Consider the following 18,061-nt stretch of genomic DNA (forward strand, 5'->3'; position numbering starts at 1 on the left):
TACGAGGGCTTCCGTCCGGCACGCCGAGAGCACGCACCGAACGCCGCCCGGCCCGCCCTCCGGGCGGACGACGGGACTTTCGCAACACGCCCTAGCGCGCCCCGGACGTCTCGGGGAGCCGGGCCGAGCCCGCCTTCCGCTGCGGGATCTCCTTGCCGTCCGAGCCCACGACCTTGCGGTCGCCGAGGGACGCGTCGAGCGGCACGGTCTTCTGGATCTCCTTGGCGATCATGATGCAGACCTTGTCCGGCCAGGGCGTGTACGTCACCGTGACCGCCACCTCGTCCGCGCTCTCGTCCGCCGAGGCCCGGTAGTCGCCGCACACCCCGCCGGTGAAGCTCACGGTCAGCTCCGTGCCGTCGGCCGAGTAGCCGTCCACCTTCATGTCCCGGGTCGCCGGAGCGGACGTCGGCTCGTCCGAAGGGGAGGCCGGCGTGGGCGTCGGCGTCGCCGCGCTCGCGATGTACTTCGGGTCGACCGCCGGATACGTCACCGTGAAGGTGTCCGCCGCACCCGCCGACCGCACCTCGAACAGCCACGACGGCACCAGCGCCTGCCGCCCGCTCACGAGCTGCGAGGCCAGTCCGAACTCCGCCTTCTCGACCGTCGCCGTGTTCTGCGCGGGCACGGAGGACGTCGTGGACGTCGACTCACCGCACGGCGCCTCCAGCCGGTCCTTCAGGGGTACGGGGCTGGCGCAGCCGCCGATGCCCATGCGGTGGTCGGTCCCGCCCGCCCCCGCGTTCAGCAGCGCCAGCGTCTTCGCCGCGCTCAGCACGGGGTACGTGGCGCTCTTGACCGGCGCCTTGAGGAGACCGCTGCCGCCCACGACCTCGCCCTGCGCGTTCACGATGACGCCGGTCGACCAGCCGTACGTGGTCACCCCGCCGACCACCGGATCGGCGTTCACGACCCGCTGGGCGCCCATGACCTGGGTCGCGTCGAGTTTCGCGGTGTCCTGACCCACCGCCTTGAGCACGGGCGCGGCCGCCTTCTTCGCGGCCGCCTCGCCGACCGGGTCGCCGGTCTGGGCGGCCATCGGACACACGGTCTCACTCTTGCAGTCGTCGCTGCCGGTGGAGTACCGCGCGAAGGTCCACGAGCTCGGCGCCTGGGCGTTCACCTGGAGCGTCGCGCCCGCGCCGTCCCGGGTGCCGACCTGCCAGACCCGGCCCCGTTCGACGGGGGTGCCCTCGACGCCGAGTGCCTTCGCCAGCCGGACGACGTCCTCCTTGCCGACCGTGCCGGTGGTCCGGTACACCGGCGCGGAACCGGGCCCGTCCGGGAGCTTCCCGTCGGCCTTGTAGGTCACCCCGTACGGATTCGGCTCCCCGGGCGCGATCCCGTTCTGCCCGCTCCCGCTCTCGGCGTACCCGTCGAGCGCTAGCAGCGGGGGAGCGTCGTCCCCGGAAGCACCGGCGGTCGCACGGTCGTCACCGCCACCGGACGCCGTAGCGGCGAAGTAGGCCCCGCCCCCGCCGACGAGCAGCACGGCGGCGGCCACGGCGGCGATGGCGACGGGAGAACGACGGCGTGACGGGTGGGGGACGCCGGCGTCCTCGTCCCGGGGGACTTCGGGGGCGTCCTCGGAGTCGTCCTCGCCGGAGGCTTCCGCGGACGCGGGGGGCTCCTCGCCGGGCGACTCCTCGGAGAGGCCCTCACTCTCGACAGCGCTCGGTTCCGTAACGCTGGAGGATTCCTCGCCCTCGCCGGCCGCCTTCGCGGGTGCCTCCTCGGAACCCTCCGCCGTGACGCCGGCGCCGTGTTCCGAGACGCCCTGCTCCTCGGCGGAGCCGCCGGTGTCGTCGTTTTCGGGTCGCTCGGTGTTCACCGCATCGCTCCTTCGCTGCGCAACTGTCCCTCGACCCTGACCCGGCCCTGACAAAAGGGTCGGTCCACGGGTCGTATCCCGCATCCCCTCGACGGGGGACGGCGATGGGACGCAGCGGGGGAGCGCACGGTTCCCCGAAAAGCGCCGACGCGGGAAAACGCGCCGACGCCGGCGGGTTTCAGTAGCCGTACACCGCCATCGCGTCCAGCAGCCGCGCGGAACCCTCCGGCACGGTCACGCCGTGGATGAGCGACGGCGGCACCGGAAGGGACACGACCCGCTCGGGTGCCGCCCAGTGCGGAGTCATCCGGGCGCAGTCGCCGAGCAGCGCGGCGAGGTCGCCCTCCACAGGGGACGGAGCGGGTGCGTACAGCTCGAGGTTCGTCATGACGGCACCGTATGCACGCGGGAGCCCGCGAAGAAAGATCTACTATCGGGTAGTTTCACCTGCTTCAGCGCCCCGCCGACCACCTCGCAGTGCTCTATACGGACCCGATAGCGTTAACCGTCAATACGCCCTCCCGTCTCCCGCCACCGCCCTTCCAATGAGCGCTAACGCGCGCCCCTTCTTACTCTCAGGAGAGTCCCGTCGTGCGCATCGCAGTCACCGGCTCCATCGCCACCGACCACCTCATGACCTTCCCCGGCCGTTTCGCCGACCAATTCGTCGCGGACCAGCTGCACACGGTCTCGCTCTCCTTCCTGGTCGACAACCTCGACGTCCGCCGGGGTGGTGTCGGCGCGAACATCGCGTTCGGCATGGGACAGCTCGGCACGGACCCGATCCTCGTCGGCGCCGCGGGCTTCGACTTCGACGAGTACCGCTCCTGGCTGGACCGGCACGGCGTCGACACCGACTCGGTCCGGATCTCCGAGACCCTGCACACCGCCCGCTTCGTGTGCACCACGGACGCCGACCACAACCAGATCGGCTCCTTCTACACGGGCGCGATGAGCGAGGCCCGCCTCATCGAGCTCAAGACGGTCGCCGACCGGGTCGGCGGACTCGACCTCGTCCTGATCGGCGCCGACGACCCGGAGGGCATGCTCCGGCACACCGAGGAGTGCCGCTCCCGCGGTATCCCGTTCGCCGCCGACTTCTCCCAGCAGATCGCCCGCATGAACGGCGACGAGATCCGGATCCTGCTGGAGGGCGCGACGTACCTCTTCTCCAACGAGTACGAGAAGGGGCTCATCGAGTCGAAGACGGGCTGGTCGGACGCGGAGATCCTGACGAAGGTGGGGCACCGGGTCACCACGCTCGGCGCGCAGGGGGTGCGGATCGAGAAGGCCGGCGAGGAGCCGATCGTCGTCGGCTGCCCGGAGGAGGAGCGCAAGGCGGACCCGACGGGCGTGGGCGACGCGTTCCGCGCGGGGTTCCTGTCGGGGCTGGCGTGGGGGGTCTCGCTGGAGCGGGCCGCGCAGGTCGGGTGCATGCTGGCGACTCTCGTCATCGAGACGGTGGGTACGCAGGAGTACCAGTTGCGGCGGGGGCACTTCATGGAGCGGTTCACCAAGGCGTACGGGGACGATGCCGCGTCGGAGGTCCAGGGGCATCTGGGCTGAGTGTTGTCTGCGGGTGCGTGGGGGCTGGTCGCGCAGTTCCCCGCGCCCCTGAAAGATCTAACTGGTCCGGCGGATCACATACGCCGTTCCTCTTTCTGACGGCTCCTCTCCTACGTACTCCTGTTCCCGCATCTCGCACCATGCCGGGATGTCCAGGCGGGCCGCCTCGTCGTCCGACAGGACGCGGACCGTGCCCCCTACCGGCACGTCTCCGATCACCTTCGCCAGTTCGATGACCGGGATCGGGCAGCGCTTGCCGAGGGCGTCGACCACCAGTGTGTCCTCGTGTACGACGGCTGAAGGGGCCGCTGCTCCCAGCTGTTCCCTGACCGCCCGCACCGCCCCCGGCAGTACCGCGAGGAACCGGTCGACGTCCTCCTCCGGTGTCCCCATCGGCAACGACACCCGCACATTCCCCTCACTCAGTACGCCCATCGCCTTCAGCACATGGCTGGGTGTCAGCGTGCTGCTCGTGCAGGACGAGCCGGAGGAGACCGAGAAACCCTCGCGGTCCAGGGCGTGCAGCAGGGTCTCTCCGTCGACATAGAGACAGGAGAAGGTGACGAGCCCGGGCAGCCGGTGCGTGGGATCGCCGACCACCTCCACGTCCGGCACCTGCTGCGGCACCCGCGTCCGGATCCGCTCCGTCAGCTCCCGCAGCCGTACCGCCTCTTGCGCCGCCTCCGCCCGCACCGCCCGCAGCGAGGCGGCGGCCGCCACGATCGCCGGCAGGTTCTCGAAACCGGGCGCCCGCCCCGACTCGCGCTCGTCGGCGGGCCCTTGGGGCGAGAACCGGACACCTTTCCGTACGGCGAGCAGCCCGACCCCGGACGGCCCGCCCCACTTGTGCGCACTGCCCGTCAGCACCGACCAGCCCTCCTCGACCGGCCCCCACCCGAGCGACTGCGCCGCGTCCACCAGCAACGGCACCCCGGCCTCCCGGCACACCCCCGCCACCTCACCCACCGGCTGCACGGTCCCCACCTCGTGGTTGGCCGACTGGAGACACGCGAGCGCGGTGTCGGGCCGCAGGACATCGGCGTACGACTGCGCACGGACCGCCCCCGTACGCCCCACCGGAACCTCGGTCACATCGAACAACTCCGCCGAATGGAGCACGGACGAGTGTTCAACAGCTGACACGATCAGGTGACGCCCGATACGCCGCCGCCCGGCCATCACCCCGGCGATCCCGCTGTGCACGGCCCGAGTACCGGAGGAAGTGAAGGTCAGCTCATCGACCCGACACCCCACAGCCTCAGCGGCGGCCTCCCGAGCGGCATCCAGCAACAACCGAGCCCGCCGCCCTTCCCGATAGAGCCGGGAGGGATCAGCCCACCCTTCGTCAAGGGCCGCCAACAGCGCCTGACGGGCTATGGGATGGAGAGGGGCACCGGAAGCAGCGTCAAAGTAAGACACACGCCAACGCTAACCCGCCCAGGGGCGCGGGGAACTGCGCGACCAGCCCAAACGCACCCGCAGCCGCCAATCCAGCGAACCCCCGACCCACTAGGCACCCCTCCCCGCGAACCCTCGGAGAGCGTCGGCTAGGGTTTGGTCCGCATAAACATCCAAACCCCTGCCCGACGCAGGGCGGCGACCGACCAGATGAGCAGGCAGGCCGCAGCCGATCCGCGCGGGCGAGACTCTCGGGAAGGCGCTACGTGAGTCCCAACGGCTCCGACCGCTCGCCGCGGCGCCCGATGCGGCGGAAGCTGCTGCAGGCAATGACTGCGGGCCTGGTCCTGGCGACCGCCACCGGTTGCACATACAAGGACTTTCCCCGCCTAGGTATGCCCACCCCCACCACGGAAGAGGCTCCGCGGATCCTCTCCCTCTGGCAGGGCTCCTGGGCCGCCGCGCTGGCCACCGGCGTGCTGGTGTGGGGCCTGATCCTGTGGAGCACCATCTTCCACCGGCGCAGCCGCACCAAGGTCGAGGTCCCTCCGCAGACCCGGTACAACATGCCCATCGAGGCGCTGTACACGGTGGTTCCGCTCGTCATCGTCTCGGTCCTGTTCTACTTCACGGCCCGTGACGAGTCGAAGATCCTCAGCCTCAAGAAGGAGCCCGACGTCACCGTCAACGTCGTCGGCTACCAGTGGAGCTGGGCCTTCAACTACATCGAGCCCGTCGCGGGCTCCACGGGCGACGCGAAGACCGACAAGAACCTGGACGCGATTCCGAACCGGTTCAAGGCGGACTTCCCGGCGAACGCCGGCGGTGTCTACGACTTCGGCACGCCCGCCACGAAGAACCCGCAGACCGGCAACCCCGGCCCGACCCTCTGGCTCCCCAAGGGCAAGACGGTCCGCTTCGTCCTCACCTCGCGTGACGTCATCCACTCCTTCTGGGTGGTGCCGTTCCTGATGAAGATGGACGTCATCCCGGGCCACACCAACTCCTTCGAGGTGACCCCCAACAAGGAGGGCACCTTCCTGGGCAAGTGCGCCGAGCTCTGCGGCGTCGACCACTCCCGGATGCTGTTCAACGTGAAGGTCGTCTCCCCGGAGCGCTACGAGCAGCACCTCAAGGACCTCGCCAAGAAGGGGCAGACCGGTTACGTTCCCGCGGGCATCGAGCAGACCGCCCACGAGAAGAACCGGGAGACGACGAACCTGTGAGCATCCTCAACGAACCCCAGGGTGCCGCGGCAGCAGGGTCCCACTACGCGGACGAACTGCCGGTCCGGCGCCAGAACCGCGGCAGTGTGGTCGTCAAGTGGCTCACCACCACTGACCACAAGACGATCGGGACGATGTACCTGGTCACGTCGTTCGCGTTCTTCCTGATCGGCGGCGTGATGGCGCTCCTCATGCGCGCCGAACTCGCCCGGCCCGGTCTGCAGATCATGTCGAACGAGCAGTTCAACCAGGCGTTCACGATGCACGGCACGATCATGCTGCTGATGTTCGCGACGCCGCTGTTCGCCGGTTTCACGAACTGGATCATGCCGCTGCAGATCGGCGCGCCCGACGTGGCGTTCCCGCGGCTGAACATGTTCGCCTACTGGCTCTACCTGTTCGGCTCGACGATCGCGGTGGGCGGTTTCCTCACCCCGTCCGGCGCCGCCGACTTCGGCTGGTTCGCCTACAGCCCGCTCTCGGACGCGGTCCGCAGCCCGGGCATCGGCGCCGACCTGTGGATCATGGGTCTGGCCTTCTCCGGCTTCGGCACCATCCTCGGCGCGGTCAACTTCATCACCACGATCATCTGCATGCGCGCCCCCGGCATGACGATGTTCCGCATGCCGATCTTCGTGTGGAACGTGCTGCTGACCGCGGTGCTGGTCCTGCTCGCCTTCCCCGTCCTCGCCGCCGCGCTGTTCGCGCTGGAGGCGGATCGGAAGTTCGGGGCACACGTCTTCGACTCGGCCAACGGCGGCGCCCTGCTGTGGCAGCACCTCTTCTGGTTCTTCGGCCATCCAGAGGTGTACATCATCGCCCTGCCGTTCTTCGGCATCATCTCCGAGGTCATCCCGGTCTTCTCCCGCAAGCCGATGTTCGGCTACATGGGCCTGATCGCCGCGACGATCGCGATCGCCGGTCTCTCCGTGACCGTGTGGGCGCACCACATGTACGTCACCGGCGGTGTGCTCCTGCCGTTCTTCTCCTTCATGACCTTCCTCATCGCCGTACCGACGGGCGTGAAGTTCTTCAACTGGATCGGAACGATGTGGAAGGGGTCACTGAGTTTCGAGACCCCGATGCTCTGGGCCACCGGCTTCCTGATCACCTTCACCTTCGGTGGTCTGACCGGTGTCATCCTGGCCTCGCCCCCGCTGGACTTCCACGTCTCGGACTCGTACTTCGTGGTGGCGCACTTCCACTACGTCGTCTTCGGCACCGTCGTCTTCGCGATGTTCTCCGGCTTCCACTTCTGGTGGCCGAAGTTCACCGGCAAGATGCTCGACGAGCGCCTCGGCAAGATCACGTTCTGGACGCTGTTCATCGGCTTCCACGGCACCTTCCTGGTCCAGCACTGGCTGGGCGCCGAGGGCATGCCGCGCCGGTACGCCGACTATCTGGCGGCCGACGGCTTCACCGCCCTGAACACGATCTCGACGATCAGCTCCTTCCTGCTCGGCCTGTCGATCCTGCCGTTCCTCTACAACGTGTGGAAGACGGCCAAGTACGGCAAGCCGGTCGGCGTCGACGACCCGTGGGGCTACGGCCGCTCGCTCGAGTGGGCGACCTCCTGCCCGCCGCCGCGCCACAACTTCCTCACCCTGCCGCGGATCCGCAGTGAATCCCCGGCGTTCGACCTGCACCACCCGGAGATCGCCGCTCTCGACCAGCTCGAGAACGCCGGTCACGGCGAGAAGGCTCTGGCCGGCAACGGCGGCAAGGAGGCCGGCAAGTGAAGATCCAGGGTCGGATGTTCATCTGGCTGAGCGTCTTCATCCTCGTCATGGCGATCGTCTATGGCGTGTGGTCGAAGGAGCCGGCCGGTACCACGGCGCTCTTCCTGGCCTTCGGGCTGTCCATCATGATCGGCTTCTACCTGGGCTTCACGGCCCGGCGGGTGGACGCCGGCGCGCAGGACAACAAGGAGGCCGACGTCGCGGACGACGCCGGTGAGGTCGGGTTCTTCAGCCCGCACAGCTGGCAGCCGCTCGCCCTCGGCTTCGGCGGCGCCCTCGCCTTCCTGTCGGTCGCGATCGGCTGGTGGCTGCTGTACTTCTCGGTGCCGGTCATCATGATCGGCCTGTACGGCTGGGTCTTCGAGTACTACCGCGGCGAGAACCGCACGCAGTAGCACGGGACGAGGCACACAGGGGCCCGGACACTCCGTCAGGAGAGTCCGGGCCCCCGCTTTTGCCGCAAATGCAGGAAGGGGCGTCCCTCGTACGTGTCACCCGGCGTGCCGTGATTGACCCCGCTTCCTAGCGTGAGGTCATGAGCCACGCACCCCGCACCCGTACCGTCGTCAGCTGCACCCTGCTGGTGATCGCCCTCGGCGCGGGCCTCACGGCCTGCGGCAGCGACGGCCACCCGCTGTCCGCCGAGCCGTACGACGCGGCGGACCAGATCGCCTTCAACGGCCCCACGGGGGACGGGAAGAAGGCCGACCCGGACAAGCCCCTGGAGGTCACCGCCGAGGACGACGACGGCCGGATCACGGACGTCACGGCGATGGACGCCACAGGCCGCTATGTGACGGGCGAACTCTCCGCCGACGGCTCCCGCTGGCACAGCACCTCCCCGCTGGCCGCGGACGCCCACTACACGGTCCGGGTGAGCACCGAGGACGAGGACGGGGCGCCCGGCCGCAAGGTCCTCGACTTCGACACCAGCAGGCCCACCGGCAAGAAGCGGCTGACCGTCACCTTCGGCCCCAGGACGGGCACGTACGGCGTCGGCCAGCCCGTCACCGCCGAACTGAGCCTGCCGGTCAGGGACAAGGCGCAGCGGGCGATCGTGGAGCGCGCCCTGAGGGTCGACTCCACGCCCGCCGTGGCCGGCACCTGGTACTGGGTCAGCGACAAGGAACTCCACTACCGGCCCCGGGAGTACTGGCCCGCCCACGCCACCCTCCAGGTCCGCAGCGACCTGGAGGGCGTCAAGATCGGCGACCGGCTCTGGGGCGGCCGGGCCAAGCCGGTGAAGCTGACCATCGGCGACCGGATCATCGCCGTGACGGACGCCTCGTCGCACGCGATGACGGTCTACCGCAACGGCGAGGTCATCAACGAGCTCCCGGTGACCACCGGCAAGCCCGGCTTCGAGACCCGCAACGGCGTCAAGGTCGTCCTCGGCAAGGAGTACTTCGTACGGATGCGCGGCACCAGCATCGGCATCGCCGAGGGCTCGTCGGAGTCGTACGACCTCCCGGTCTACTACGCCACCCGGCTCACCTGGAGCGGCGAGTACGTCCACGCCGCGCCCTGGTCGGTCGGCTCCCAGGGCTACGAGAACGTCAGCCACGGCTGCACCGGGCTGTCCACCTCCAACGCCGAGTGGTTCTTCGACACCGTCCACGAGGGCGACGTGGTGAAGGTCGTCAACTCCGAGGGCGACACGATGGAGACCTTCGGCAACGGCTTCGGCGACTGGAACCTGAACTGGAAGAAGTGGCGCGGGGGCAGCGCCCTCGCCTCCGGCACACAGGACGGCCCCAGCCCGGCCGAGCGGGCCAGGCTGAGGCCGGAGAGCGTCTGAGCGGGCTCTAGGCGCTCAGGGCCTTCCGGTCCCGCAGCAGGGACGCCAGCGCGGCGGCGAACTCCACCGGGTCCACCGGATGGGTCACCGCCGCCTCCGCGCGGCTCCAGGTGGCCAGCCAGGCGTCCTGCGGGCGGCCGATGAGCAGCAGCACCGGCGGGGCGTTGAAGACCTCGTCCTTGATCTGCCGGCACAGGCCCATGCCGCCCATCGGCACGGCCTCGCCGTCGAAGACGCAGACGTCGATCCCGCCCTTGTCCAGCTCCTTGAGCACCGCGGCCGCGGTGGCGCACTCCACGAACTCGACCACGGGGACGTCGGGGGCCGGCCGCCTGCCGGTGGCGAGCCGTACCTGCTCGCGCGTGTTGGAATCGTCGCTGTAGACCAGCACGGTGGCGGTCGGCTGCATTGTTCCTCCGGGACGTCATCGTCGTAAGGACAGGCGCGTTGGGGCGGATGCTACTCCTGCCGCCACGCCCATGAACACCACGTCAACACCGGTTCGGGGGACCAAGACACTCCGAACGGCACCCCCGGAGTGAGGGCGGGATAAGCGACCGACATAATGTCGGTCGTGGCGACAGCAACGACAGTAGAAACCGGGCACGCGCACCCGTCGGTCAATCGACCGAACCTCACCAGCGTCGGAACCATCATCTGGCTGAGTTCCGAGCTGATGTTCTTCGCGGCCCTCTTCGCGATGTACTTCACCCTGCGATCGGTGACGGGACCCGACCACTGGAAGGAAATGGCGTCCAGCCTGAACTTCCCGTTCTCGGCGACGAACACCACGATCCTGGTGCTCTCCTCCCTCACCTGCCAGCTCGGCGTCTTCGCCGCCGAGCGCGGTGACGTGAAGAAGCTCCGGGGCTGGTTCATCGTCACGTTCATCATGGGCGCGATCTTCATCGGCGGTCAGATCTTCGAGTACACCGAGCTGGTGAAGAAGGACGGGCTCTCCCTGTCCTCCGACCCGTACGGCTCGGTGTTCTACCTGACCACCGGCTTCCACGGCATGCACGTGACGGGCGGCCTCATCGCGTTCCTGTTCGTTCTCGGGCGTACCTACGCGGCCAAGAGGTTCACCCACGAGCAGGCGACCGCGGCCATCGTCGTGTCCTATTACTGGCACTTCGTCGACGTCGTCTGGATCGGCCTCTTCGCCACGATCTACATGATCAAGTAGCCGGGCCCGCTCCCGACATCGCAAGCATCGACGCAGAAGATCCTGACACCGGGGTAATCCGTGAAAAAGCTCTCCGCACGACGACGCCACCCCTTGGCGGCGCTCGTCGTCCTACTCCTCGCGCTGGCATGCACCGGGGGGCTGTACGCCGTGTTCGCGCCCGCGAGCAAGGCGCAGGCCGATGAAACCGCCCAGTCCCTGGCCATCGACGAGGGCAAGAAGCTCTTCGCCGTCGGCTGCGCCAGCTGCCACGGCACCGGGGGTCAGGGATCCTCCGACGGCCCGAGCCTCGTGGGCGTCGGCGCCGCGGCCGTCGACTTCCAGGTCGGCACCGGCCGTATGCCGGCCCAGCAGCCGGGCGCACAGGTCCCGCGCAAGAAGGTCGTCTACACGCAGGCCGAGATCGACCAGCTGGCCGCGTACATCTCCTCGCTGGGTGCCGGTCCGTCCGTCCCGACCGAGGCGGAGTACGGCCCCGACGGCGCCGACATCGCCAAGGGCGGCGAGCTGTTCCGCACCAACTGCGCGCAGTGCCACAACTTCACCGGCAAGGGCGGTGCGCTGACGCACGGCAAGTTCGCGCCGACGCTCGAGGGCGTCGACCCGAAGCACATCTACGAGGCCATGCAGACCGGCCCGCAGAACATGCCGTCGTTCCCCGACACCACGCTGTCGGAGCAGAACAAGAAGGACATCATCGCGTACCTGAACGCGGTCAACGGCGACGACACCGTGAGCCCCGGCGGCCTTGAGCTGGGCGGTCTCGGCCCGGTCTCCGAAGGCCTGTTCGCCTGGATCTTCGGCCTCGGCGCGCTGATCGCGGTCGCCGTCTGGGTCGCCGCTCGGACCGCAAAGGCCAAGAAGTCATGAGTAGCCAAGACATTCCAGAAGAGAACCTGCCCGCAGAGCAGGACGCGCACGGCGCGGTAGGGGTGGCGGACGACAAGAACCCGTTCGCCGACCCCGGCCTGCCGCCCCACGAGCACCGGGTGCAGGACATCGACGAGCGGGCCGCCAAGCGGTCCGAGCGCACGGTGGCCATGCTGTTCACCGTCTCGATGCTCTCCACGGTCGGCTTCATCGCCTCGTACGTGGGCATCCCCCACGACAAGTCGATCTTCGTCTTCCCGATCGGCCACATCAACGCGCTGAACTTCGCGCTGGGCCTGACCCTCGGTCTCGCCCTCTTCGCGATCGGCGCGGGCGCGGTCCACTGGGCCCGCACCCTGATGTCCGACGAGGAGATCGCCGACGAGCGGCACCCGATCGAGGCGGCCCCCGAGGTCAAGGCCAAGGTCATGGCCGACTTCAAGCAGGGCGCCAAGGAGTCCGCGCTCGGCCGTCGCAAGCTGATCCGCAACACGATGTTCGGCGCGCTGGCCCTGTTCCCGCTCTCCGGCGTCATGCTGCTGCGCGACCTCGGCCCGCTGCCCGGCACCAAGCTGCGCCACACCCTGTGGGCCAAGGGCAAGCTGCTCGTCAACATGAACACCAACGAGCCGCTGCGTCCCGAGGACGTCGCGGTGGGCTCCCTCACCTTCGCCAAGCCCGAGGGCCTGGAGGAGCACGACGAGGAGTTCCAGACCGAGATCGCCAAGGCCGCCCTGATGATCGTCCGGATCCAGCCGGACAACATCAAGGACAAGCGCGAGCTCGAGTGGTCGCACGAGGGCATCGTCGCGTACTCGAAGATCTGCACCCACGTCGGTTGCCCGATCTCCCTGTACGAGCAGCAGACGCACCACGTGCTCTGCCCCTGCCACCAGTCCACCTTCGACCTCTCCGACGGCGCCCGGGTGATCTTCGGCCCCGCCGGCCACGCCCTGCCGCAGCTGCGGATCGGCGTGAACGACGAGGGCTACCTCGAAGCACTCGGTGACTTCGCGGAGCCCGTCGGTCCTGCTTTCTGGGAGCGCGGATGAGCACTACAGAGACCACCGGGTCGCGCTCGCGCGACAAGGCCCCGGCCGGCGAGCGCGTCGCCGACTGGGCGGACGGCCGCCTCGGGATCTACTCCCTGGCCAAGTCCAACATGCGCAAGATCTTCCCCGACCACTGGTCGTTCATGTTGGGCGAGGTCTGCCTCTACAGCTTCATCATCATCATCCTCACGGGTGTGTATCTGACGCTGTTCTTCCACCCGTCGATGAACGAGGTGGAGTACCACGGCAGCTACGTCCCGCTGCAGGGCCAGCTGATGTCCGAGGCGTTCAACTCGACCATGCACATCTCCTTCGATGTGCGCGGTGGTCTGCTGATCCGGCAGATCCACCACTGGGCGGCGCTGATCTTCCTCGCCGGCATGTTCGTGCACATGATGCGGGTGTTCTTCACGGGCGCGTTCCGCAAGCCGCGTGAGGTCAACTGGCTGTTCGGCTTCCTGCTGTTCGTCCTCGGCATGTTCACCGGCTTCACCGGTTACTCGCTCCCGGACGACCTGCTCTCCGGCACCGGTGTCCGCTTCATGGAGGGCGCGGTCCTGTCCGTGCCGATCGTCGGCACGTACCTGTCGTTCTTCCTCTTCGGCGGCGAGTTCCCGGGCGGCGACTTCGTGGCCCGCTTCTACTCGGTCCACATCCTGCTGCTGCCGGGCATCATGCTCGGTCTGGTGGTCGGCCACCTGATCCTGGTCTTCTACCACAAGCACACGCAGTTCGCGGGCCCCGGAAAGACCAACAAGAACGTCGTCGGCATGCCGCTGCTGCCGGTCTACATGGCCAAGGCCGGAGGCTTCTTCTTCCTGGTCTTCGGTGTCATCGCGGCCATCGCGGCGGTCGCCTCGATCAACCCGATCTGGTCCATGGGCCCCTACCGTCCGGACCAGGTGTCGACCGGCGCCCAGCCCGACTGGTACATGGGCTTCTCCGAGGGCCTGATCCGTGTCATGCCGGGCTGGGAGATCAACTTCTGGGGCCACACGCTGGTCCTGGGCGTGTTCATCCCGCTGGTGATCTTCCCGCTGGTCCTGGTCTCGATCGCGGTCTACCCGTTCATCGAGTCCTGGGTCACCGGCGACAAGCGCGAGCACCACATCCTGGACCGGCCGCGCAACGCCCCGACGCGTACCGCGTTCGGTGCCGCGTGGATCTCCTGGTACTTCGTGCTGCTGATCGGTGGCGGCAACGACCTGTGGGCCACGCACTTCCACCTGTCGATCAACTCCATCACCTGGTTCGTACGGGTCGGCTTCTTCGTGGTGCCGGTCCTGGTGTTCCTCGCCACCAAGCGGGTCTGCCTCGGCCTCCAGCGCCGGGACAAGGACAAGGTGCTGCACGGGCGCGAGTCCGGCATCATCAAGCGCCTGCCGCACGGTGAGTTCATCGAGGTGCACGAGCCGCTCAGCCAGGAGCAGCTGCACACGCTCACGGCGCACGAGCAGTACGCGCCGGCCGAGATCGGCCCCACGGTCGACGAGAACGGCGTCGAGCGGAAGGTCGGACGGTCGCAGAAGCTGCGCGCCAAGCTCAGCGAGGCGTACTACGGCGAGGAAGCCCAGATCGCCAAGCCGACCGTCGAGGAGTACAAGGAGATCACGAGCGGCCACGGCCACCACTGATCACTGTTTGTCGCTGCGCTCGCCACGCGCGGTGGAAGGGCCCCCGTCCGGTCTTCGGACGGGGGCCCTTCGCCATGCTCCGGGCTGGATAGGGTGGCGGCGAACACACCTTTATTCGAAGTACGACGATCAGGAGCGGCCGTATGAGCGCTGTGACCCCCGCTGGAGGCGACACCGCGGCGGGCCGTTCCTGGCCCGAGGTGCTGAACGCGCTGCTGTACGGCCGCGACCAGAGCGCCGACGCGACGGCCTGGGCGATGGACCAGATCATGCGGGGCGAGGCGACCGACGCGCAGATCGCCGGTTTCGTGGTGGCCCTGCGGGCCAAGGGCGAGACCGTCGAGGAGATCACCGGCCTGGTGCGGGCGATGTACGAGCACGCGAACGTCATCGAGGTGTCCGGGCCGAACGTCGACATCGTCGGCACGGGCGGGGACGGCGCGAAGACGGTCAACATCTCCACGATGTCGGCGCTCGTGGTCGCCGGAACGGGCGCGAAGGTCGTCAAGCACGGCAACCGCGCGGCCTCCTCGGCGTCGGGTTCCTCGGACGTCCTGTCGCACCTCGGCGTCAACCTCGACCTGACCCCGCAGCGGGTGGCCGAGGTGGCCGAGGAGGCCGGAATCACCTTCTGCTTCGCCATCAAGTTCCATCCGGCGCTGCGTCACGCGGGCGCCGCACGCGGCCAGTTGGGCATCCGCACGGTGTTCAACGCCCTCGGTCCGTTGACCAACCCGGCGAAGGTGAAGGCGCAGGCGGTGGGGGTCGCCGACCCGCTGATGGCGCCGATCGTCGCCGGCGTCTTCGCCGAGCGCGGCAACTCCTCCCTGGTCTTCCGCGGCGACGACGGCCTCGACGAGCTGACGACCACCGCGACGTCCCGGGTCTGGCTCGTCCGCGACGGCAAGGTCACCGAGGAGACCTTCGACCCGAGGGACGTCGGCCTCGACCTCGTGCCCGTCGAGGCCCTGCGGGGCGGCGACCCGGCACACAACGCCGAGGTCGCCCGCAGACTGCTGGACGGCGAGAGAGGCCCGGTGCGGGACGCCGTGCTCCTGAACTCCGCCGCCGCGCTGGTGGCCCTGAACCCCGGCTCCGGGACGCTCGCCGAGCAGCTGCGGGCCGGGATGGACCAGGCCGCCGAGTCGATCGACTCGGGGGCGGCGAAGCGGGCGCTGGAGCGCTGGGTGGCCGCCAGCAACGCCTGACGCACGCGGGGACGTCGTCCCGCGATCCGGACACGGGTTGCGGGCCGACGATCACATCGCGTACGTTCTTTGACCAGGTCATGAGTGACAGTCATGAGGCCCCGGCCGACTGTCCGGCAACCCTCCGTCCGTGGCGGGGTGCCCCGGGTGAAGACCAGGCCGTGAACAGCAAGGTTCATGGCAAGCGCGGATCCCTCCTGAAACCAGGGATCCTGGTCCTTCGAGGGGTTGCCATGTCTGTCTCCACCGTTGCCGCCGCCCAGGCTGTTTGTGCCCAGTTGCCCGTTCTGGGCCGGGATGTCACCGTCCCGCTCGTCACCGGTGGCGAGGTCACCTACGCGGCCCTCGACTACGCGGCCAGCGCCCCCGCTCTCCAGCGCGTCTGGGACGACGTGGCCGCCTACGCGCCCTACTACGGCAGCGTGCACCGCGGGGCCGGCTACCTCTCCCAGCTCTCGACCGACCTCTTCGAGAACGCCCGGAAGACCGTCGCGGAGTTCCTGGACTGCCGTGAGGACGACCAGCTGATCTTCACCCGGTCGACCACCGACTCGCTCAACCTCCTCGCCGCGGCCCTCCCCGCGAACTGCCAGGTCTTCGTCTTCGAGACCGAGCACCACGCGAGCCTGCTGCCCTGGAAGGACGCCCGGGTCACCTACCTCAACGCCCCGCGCACCCCGCGCCAGGCCGTCGAGACCCTGGAGAAGGCCCTCGCCGACCGCGACCCTCAAGGCCCGGCCCTGGTCTGCGTCACCGGCGCCTCCAACGTCACCGGTGAGCTGTGGCCCGTACGTGAGTTGGCCGCCGCGGCCCACGCCCACGGCGCCCGGATCGTCCTCGACGCCGCCCAGCTCGCCCCGCACCACCCCGTCTCCGTGCAGGACCTCGACGTCGACTGGGTCGCCTTCTCCGGCCACAAGCTCTACGCCCCCTTCGGATCCGGTGTCCTGGCCGGCCGCGCGGACTGGCTCAAGGCGGCTGCCCCCTACCTCGCGGGCGGCGGCGCCAGCCGCAAGGTCACCCGGCGCGAGGACGGCGGCGTGGACGTGGAGTGGCACGACAGCGCCGCCCGCCACGAGGCCGGCTCCCCGAACGTCATCGGCGCCTACTCCATCGCCTCCGCCTGCAAGGCCCTCACCGAGGCCGGCTTCGACACCCTGGTCGCCCGTGAGCAGCACCTGATCGAGAAGGTGAAGGCGGGCCTCGCCGAGGTCCCCGAGGTCCGCGTCCTCTCCCTCTTCGGCGACGACGCCCCCCGCGTCGGCGTGATCTCCTTCGTCGTCGAGGGCTGGAACAGCTCCCACTTCGCCGCCGCCCTCTCCGCCGAGTACGGCATCGGCGTCCGCGACGGCCTCTTCTGCGCCCACCCCCTCGTCCGCACCCTGCTCGGCAGCGACCCGCAGAGCCAGGGCGAGTGCGGCGCCCCCGAGGCCGCGCCCGGCGAGAAGTCCCTCAACGCGATCCGGGTGAGCTTCGGCGCGGGCACCCCGGACGAGCATGTGGAGCGTTTCGTGAAGGCAGTGAAGGAACTGGTGACGGACGGCGCGAAGTGGCGCTACCGCACCGAGGACGGGCGCTGCGTCCCGGCCGTCTGACCCTCTGACCCTTACCTACGGCGTATACGCTCGCCCCACAGCCGTACGAGGCAGGGGGAGCGCGGGGTGCAAGAGCTGCGGGAGACCGATCCGCGGACCATCGGACCGTACGGGGTCCTGGGCAGACTCGGGTCGGGCGGCATGGGCGAGGTCTATCTCGCCGAGGCACGCGGCGGGCTGCGGCTCGCGGTGAAGGTGGTGCGGGCCGAGCACGCGGAGGACCGCACCTTCCGGGCCCGCTTCCGGCACGAGGTGCGGGCCGCGCAGACCGTCGGCGGCACCGGCACCTACACCGCGCGGGTCGTGGACGCGGACACCGAGGCGCCGCGGCCCTGGATGGCCACCGAGTTCGTCGAGGGGCCCAACCTGCGGGACGCGGTGCTGGACGGCGGCCCGCTGCCCGCGGACTCGGTACGGCTGCTGGCGGCCGCGCTCGCCGAGGCGCTCGCCGCGATCCACGCCAAGGGGCTGATCCACCGGGACCTCAAGCCCTCCAACATCCTGCTGGCGCCGGAGGGGCCCCGGGTCATCGACTTCGGGATCGTCCGGGCGCTGGAGGGCACCGCGCTGACCAAGACCGGGACGGTCGTCGGCTCGGTCGGCTACGTCTCGCCCGAGCAGATCCGCAACGGCGCCCAGGTGGGCCCCTCCAGTGACGTCTTCTCGCTCGGCGCGGTGCTGGCGTACGCCTCCGGCGGCAAGGAGCCCTTCGGCGAGGGGCAGGATTCGGTCGTTCTGCTGCGGATCCTGACCGGGGACGTGGACCTGTCCGCCGTACCGAAGGAGCATCTGCCGCTCGTGGAGTCCTGTCTGCGGGACGATCCCGCGGCCCGGCCGACGCCCGCGGACGTGGTCGCGGCCACCGGGCACAGGTCGTAGGAGGTCGCCGAGCCGGGCGACCTCCACGTAGGTGTGCTCGGTCTCGTCGGTGTTGCCGTGGCTCGTTGTGTCGGTTCGT

16 protein-coding genes and 1 riboswitch are annotated in these 18,061 nt (G+C 69.2%); of the genes, 12 read left to right on the top strand and 4 right to left on the bottom strand.

Going from position 1 to position 18,061, the window contains the following annotated elements:
• Positions 1 to 91 precede the first annotated feature (91 nt).
• Positions 92 to 1,831 (bottom strand): hypothetical protein, encoded by a 1,740-nt coding sequence (locus ABZ896_RS46420; protein WP_360943267.1) that lies wholly within the window; start codon positions 1,829 to 1,831, stop codon positions 92 to 94.
• A gap of 178 nt (positions 1,832 to 2,009) precedes the next feature.
• Complete coding sequence (locus ABZ896_RS46425; protein WP_360943270.1) at positions 2,010 to 2,219, bottom strand: hypothetical protein; 210 nt, start codon at positions 2,217 to 2,219, stop codon at positions 2,010 to 2,012.
• 203 nt (positions 2,220 to 2,422) lie between these two features.
• On the opposite strand from ABZ896_RS46425, the gene ABZ896_RS46430 reads away from it, so the two are divergent.
• Positions 2,423 to 3,397: a carbohydrate kinase family protein gene (locus ABZ896_RS46430; protein WP_360943273.1), complete on the top strand. Its 975-nt coding sequence runs from the start codon at positions 2,423 to 2,425 to the stop codon at positions 3,395 to 3,397.
• A 57-nt stretch (positions 3,398 to 3,454) separates the two neighbouring features.
• Here the strand turns inward: ABZ896_RS46430 and ABZ896_RS46435 are convergent, their stop codons facing one another.
• Positions 3,455 to 4,816, bottom strand: coding sequence for an aminotransferase class V-fold PLP-dependent enzyme (locus ABZ896_RS46435; protein ID WP_360943276.1), 1,362 nt, complete (start codon positions 4,814 to 4,816; stop codon positions 3,455 to 3,457).
• A gap of 245 nt (positions 4,817 to 5,061) precedes the next feature.
• Between ABZ896_RS46435 and coxB the strand changes: the two genes are divergently transcribed.
• The 4 genes from coxB to ABZ896_RS46455 all read left to right on the top strand — a co-directional run bounded on the left by coxB (position 5,062) and on the right by ABZ896_RS46455 (position 9,558).
• Positions 5,062 to 6,021, top strand: a complete 960-nt coding sequence (gene coxB / locus ABZ896_RS46440) for a cytochrome c oxidase subunit II (protein ID WP_360943279.1) — start codon at positions 5,062 to 5,064, stop codon at positions 6,019 to 6,021.
• On the top strand, positions 6,018 to 7,760 hold the full coding sequence (gene ctaD / locus ABZ896_RS46445; RefSeq protein WP_360943282.1) for a cytochrome c oxidase subunit I: 1,743 nt from the start codon (positions 6,018 to 6,020) through the stop codon (positions 7,758 to 7,760). Before coxB ends, ctaD begins: the two co-directional genes overlap by 4 nt.
• Positions 7,757 to 8,155: a cytochrome c oxidase subunit 4 gene (locus tag ABZ896_RS46450; protein ID WP_062037766.1), complete on the top strand. Its 399-nt coding sequence runs from the start codon at positions 7,757 to 7,759 to the stop codon at positions 8,153 to 8,155. The genes ctaD and ABZ896_RS46450 overlap by 4 nt, the downstream gene beginning before the upstream one ends.
• A gap of 140 nt (positions 8,156 to 8,295) precedes the next feature.
• Entirely contained in the window at positions 8,296 to 9,558 is a 1,263-nt protein-coding gene (locus ABZ896_RS46455) for an Ig-like domain-containing protein (RefSeq protein WP_360943285.1), read from the top strand.
• 7 nt (positions 9,559 to 9,565) lie between these two features.
• On the opposite strand, the gene ABZ896_RS46460 is transcribed toward ABZ896_RS46455, so the two are convergent.
• Complete coding sequence (locus ABZ896_RS46460; RefSeq protein ID WP_360943288.1) at positions 9,566 to 9,967, bottom strand: hypothetical protein; 402 nt, start codon at positions 9,965 to 9,967, stop codon at positions 9,566 to 9,568.
• 156 nt (positions 9,968 to 10,123) lie between these two features.
• Between ABZ896_RS46460 and ABZ896_RS46465 the strand changes: the two genes are divergently transcribed.
• From ABZ896_RS46465 to ABZ896_RS46495, 7 genes are all read left to right on the top strand, one after another.
• Entirely contained in the window at positions 10,124 to 10,744 is a 621-nt protein-coding gene (locus ABZ896_RS46465; RefSeq protein ID WP_360943291.1) for a heme-copper oxidase subunit III, read from the top strand.
• Positions 10,745 to 10,804: 60 nt separating this feature from the next.
• Positions 10,805 to 11,614, top strand: a complete 810-nt coding sequence (locus tag ABZ896_RS46470; protein WP_360943295.1) for a c-type cytochrome — start codon at positions 10,805 to 10,807, stop codon at positions 11,612 to 11,614.
• Positions 11,611 to 12,666, top strand: a complete 1,056-nt coding sequence (locus ABZ896_RS46475) for a Rieske 2Fe-2S domain-containing protein (RefSeq protein WP_360943297.1) — start codon at positions 11,611 to 11,613, stop codon at positions 12,664 to 12,666. Before ABZ896_RS46470 ends, ABZ896_RS46475 begins: the two co-directional genes overlap by 4 nt.
• Complete coding sequence (locus ABZ896_RS46480) at positions 12,663 to 14,300, top strand: ubiquinol-cytochrome c reductase cytochrome b subunit (RefSeq protein ID WP_360943300.1); 1,638 nt, start codon at positions 12,663 to 12,665, stop codon at positions 14,298 to 14,300. The genes ABZ896_RS46475 and ABZ896_RS46480 overlap by 4 nt, the downstream gene beginning before the upstream one ends.
• Positions 14,301 to 14,443: 143 nt before the next feature.
• A complete protein-coding gene (trpD, locus tag ABZ896_RS46485; protein WP_360943301.1) occupies positions 14,444 to 15,508 on the top strand; it encodes an anthranilate phosphoribosyltransferase in 1,065 nt (354 codons plus the stop codon).
• Between the two features lie 76 nt (positions 15,509 to 15,584).
• Positions 15,585 to 15,701, top strand: a riboswitch (SAM riboswitch).
• A gap of 40 nt (positions 15,702 to 15,741) precedes the next feature.
• Positions 15,742 to 17,103: an aminotransferase class V-fold PLP-dependent enzyme gene (locus ABZ896_RS46490; protein WP_360943304.1), complete on the top strand. Its 1,362-nt coding sequence runs from the start codon at positions 15,742 to 15,744 to the stop codon at positions 17,101 to 17,103.
• A 66-nt stretch (positions 17,104 to 17,169) separates the two neighbouring features.
• Positions 17,170 to 17,982 carry a serine/threonine-protein kinase gene (locus tag ABZ896_RS46495; protein WP_360943307.1) on the top strand — a complete coding sequence of 271 codons (813 nt, stop codon included), beginning with the start codon at positions 17,170 to 17,172 and terminating at the stop codon, positions 17,980 to 17,982.
• The last annotated feature ends 79 nt before the right edge of the window (positions 17,983 to 18,061 follow it).

Origin of the sequence: Streptomyces sp. NPDC047072 (assembly GCF_040643855.1) — a bacterium.
GTDB lineage: Bacteria > Actinomycetota > Actinomycetes > Streptomycetales > Streptomycetaceae > Streptomyces.

Coding starts and splice junctions, on each gene's coding strand:
- ABZ896_RS46425 (WP_360943270.1), bottom strand. CDS start 2,219: ATGACGAACCTCGAGCTGTACGCACCCGCTCCGTCCCCTGTGGAGGGC.
- ABZ896_RS46455 (WP_360943285.1), top strand. CDS start 8,296: ATGAGCCACGCACCCCGCACCCGTACCGTCGTCAGCTGCACCCTGCTG.
- ABZ896_RS46460 (WP_360943288.1), bottom strand. CDS start 9,967: ATGCAGCCGACCGCCACCGTGCTGGTCTACAGCGACGATTCCAACACG.
- ABZ896_RS46465 (WP_360943291.1), top strand. CDS start 10,124: ATGTCGGTCGTGGCGACAGCAACGACAGTAGAAACCGGGCACGCGCAC.
- ABZ896_RS46475 (WP_360943297.1), top strand. CDS start 11,611: ATGAGTAGCCAAGACATTCCAGAAGAGAACCTGCCCGCAGAGCAGGAC.
- ABZ896_RS46480 (WP_360943300.1), top strand. CDS start 12,663: ATGAGCACTACAGAGACCACCGGGTCGCGCTCGCGCGACAAGGCCCCG.
- trpD (WP_360943301.1), top strand. CDS start 14,444: ATGAGCGCTGTGACCCCCGCTGGAGGCGACACCGCGGCGGGCCGTTCC.
- ABZ896_RS46490 (WP_360943304.1), top strand. CDS start 15,742: ATGTCTGTCTCCACCGTTGCCGCCGCCCAGGCTGTTTGTGCCCAGTTG.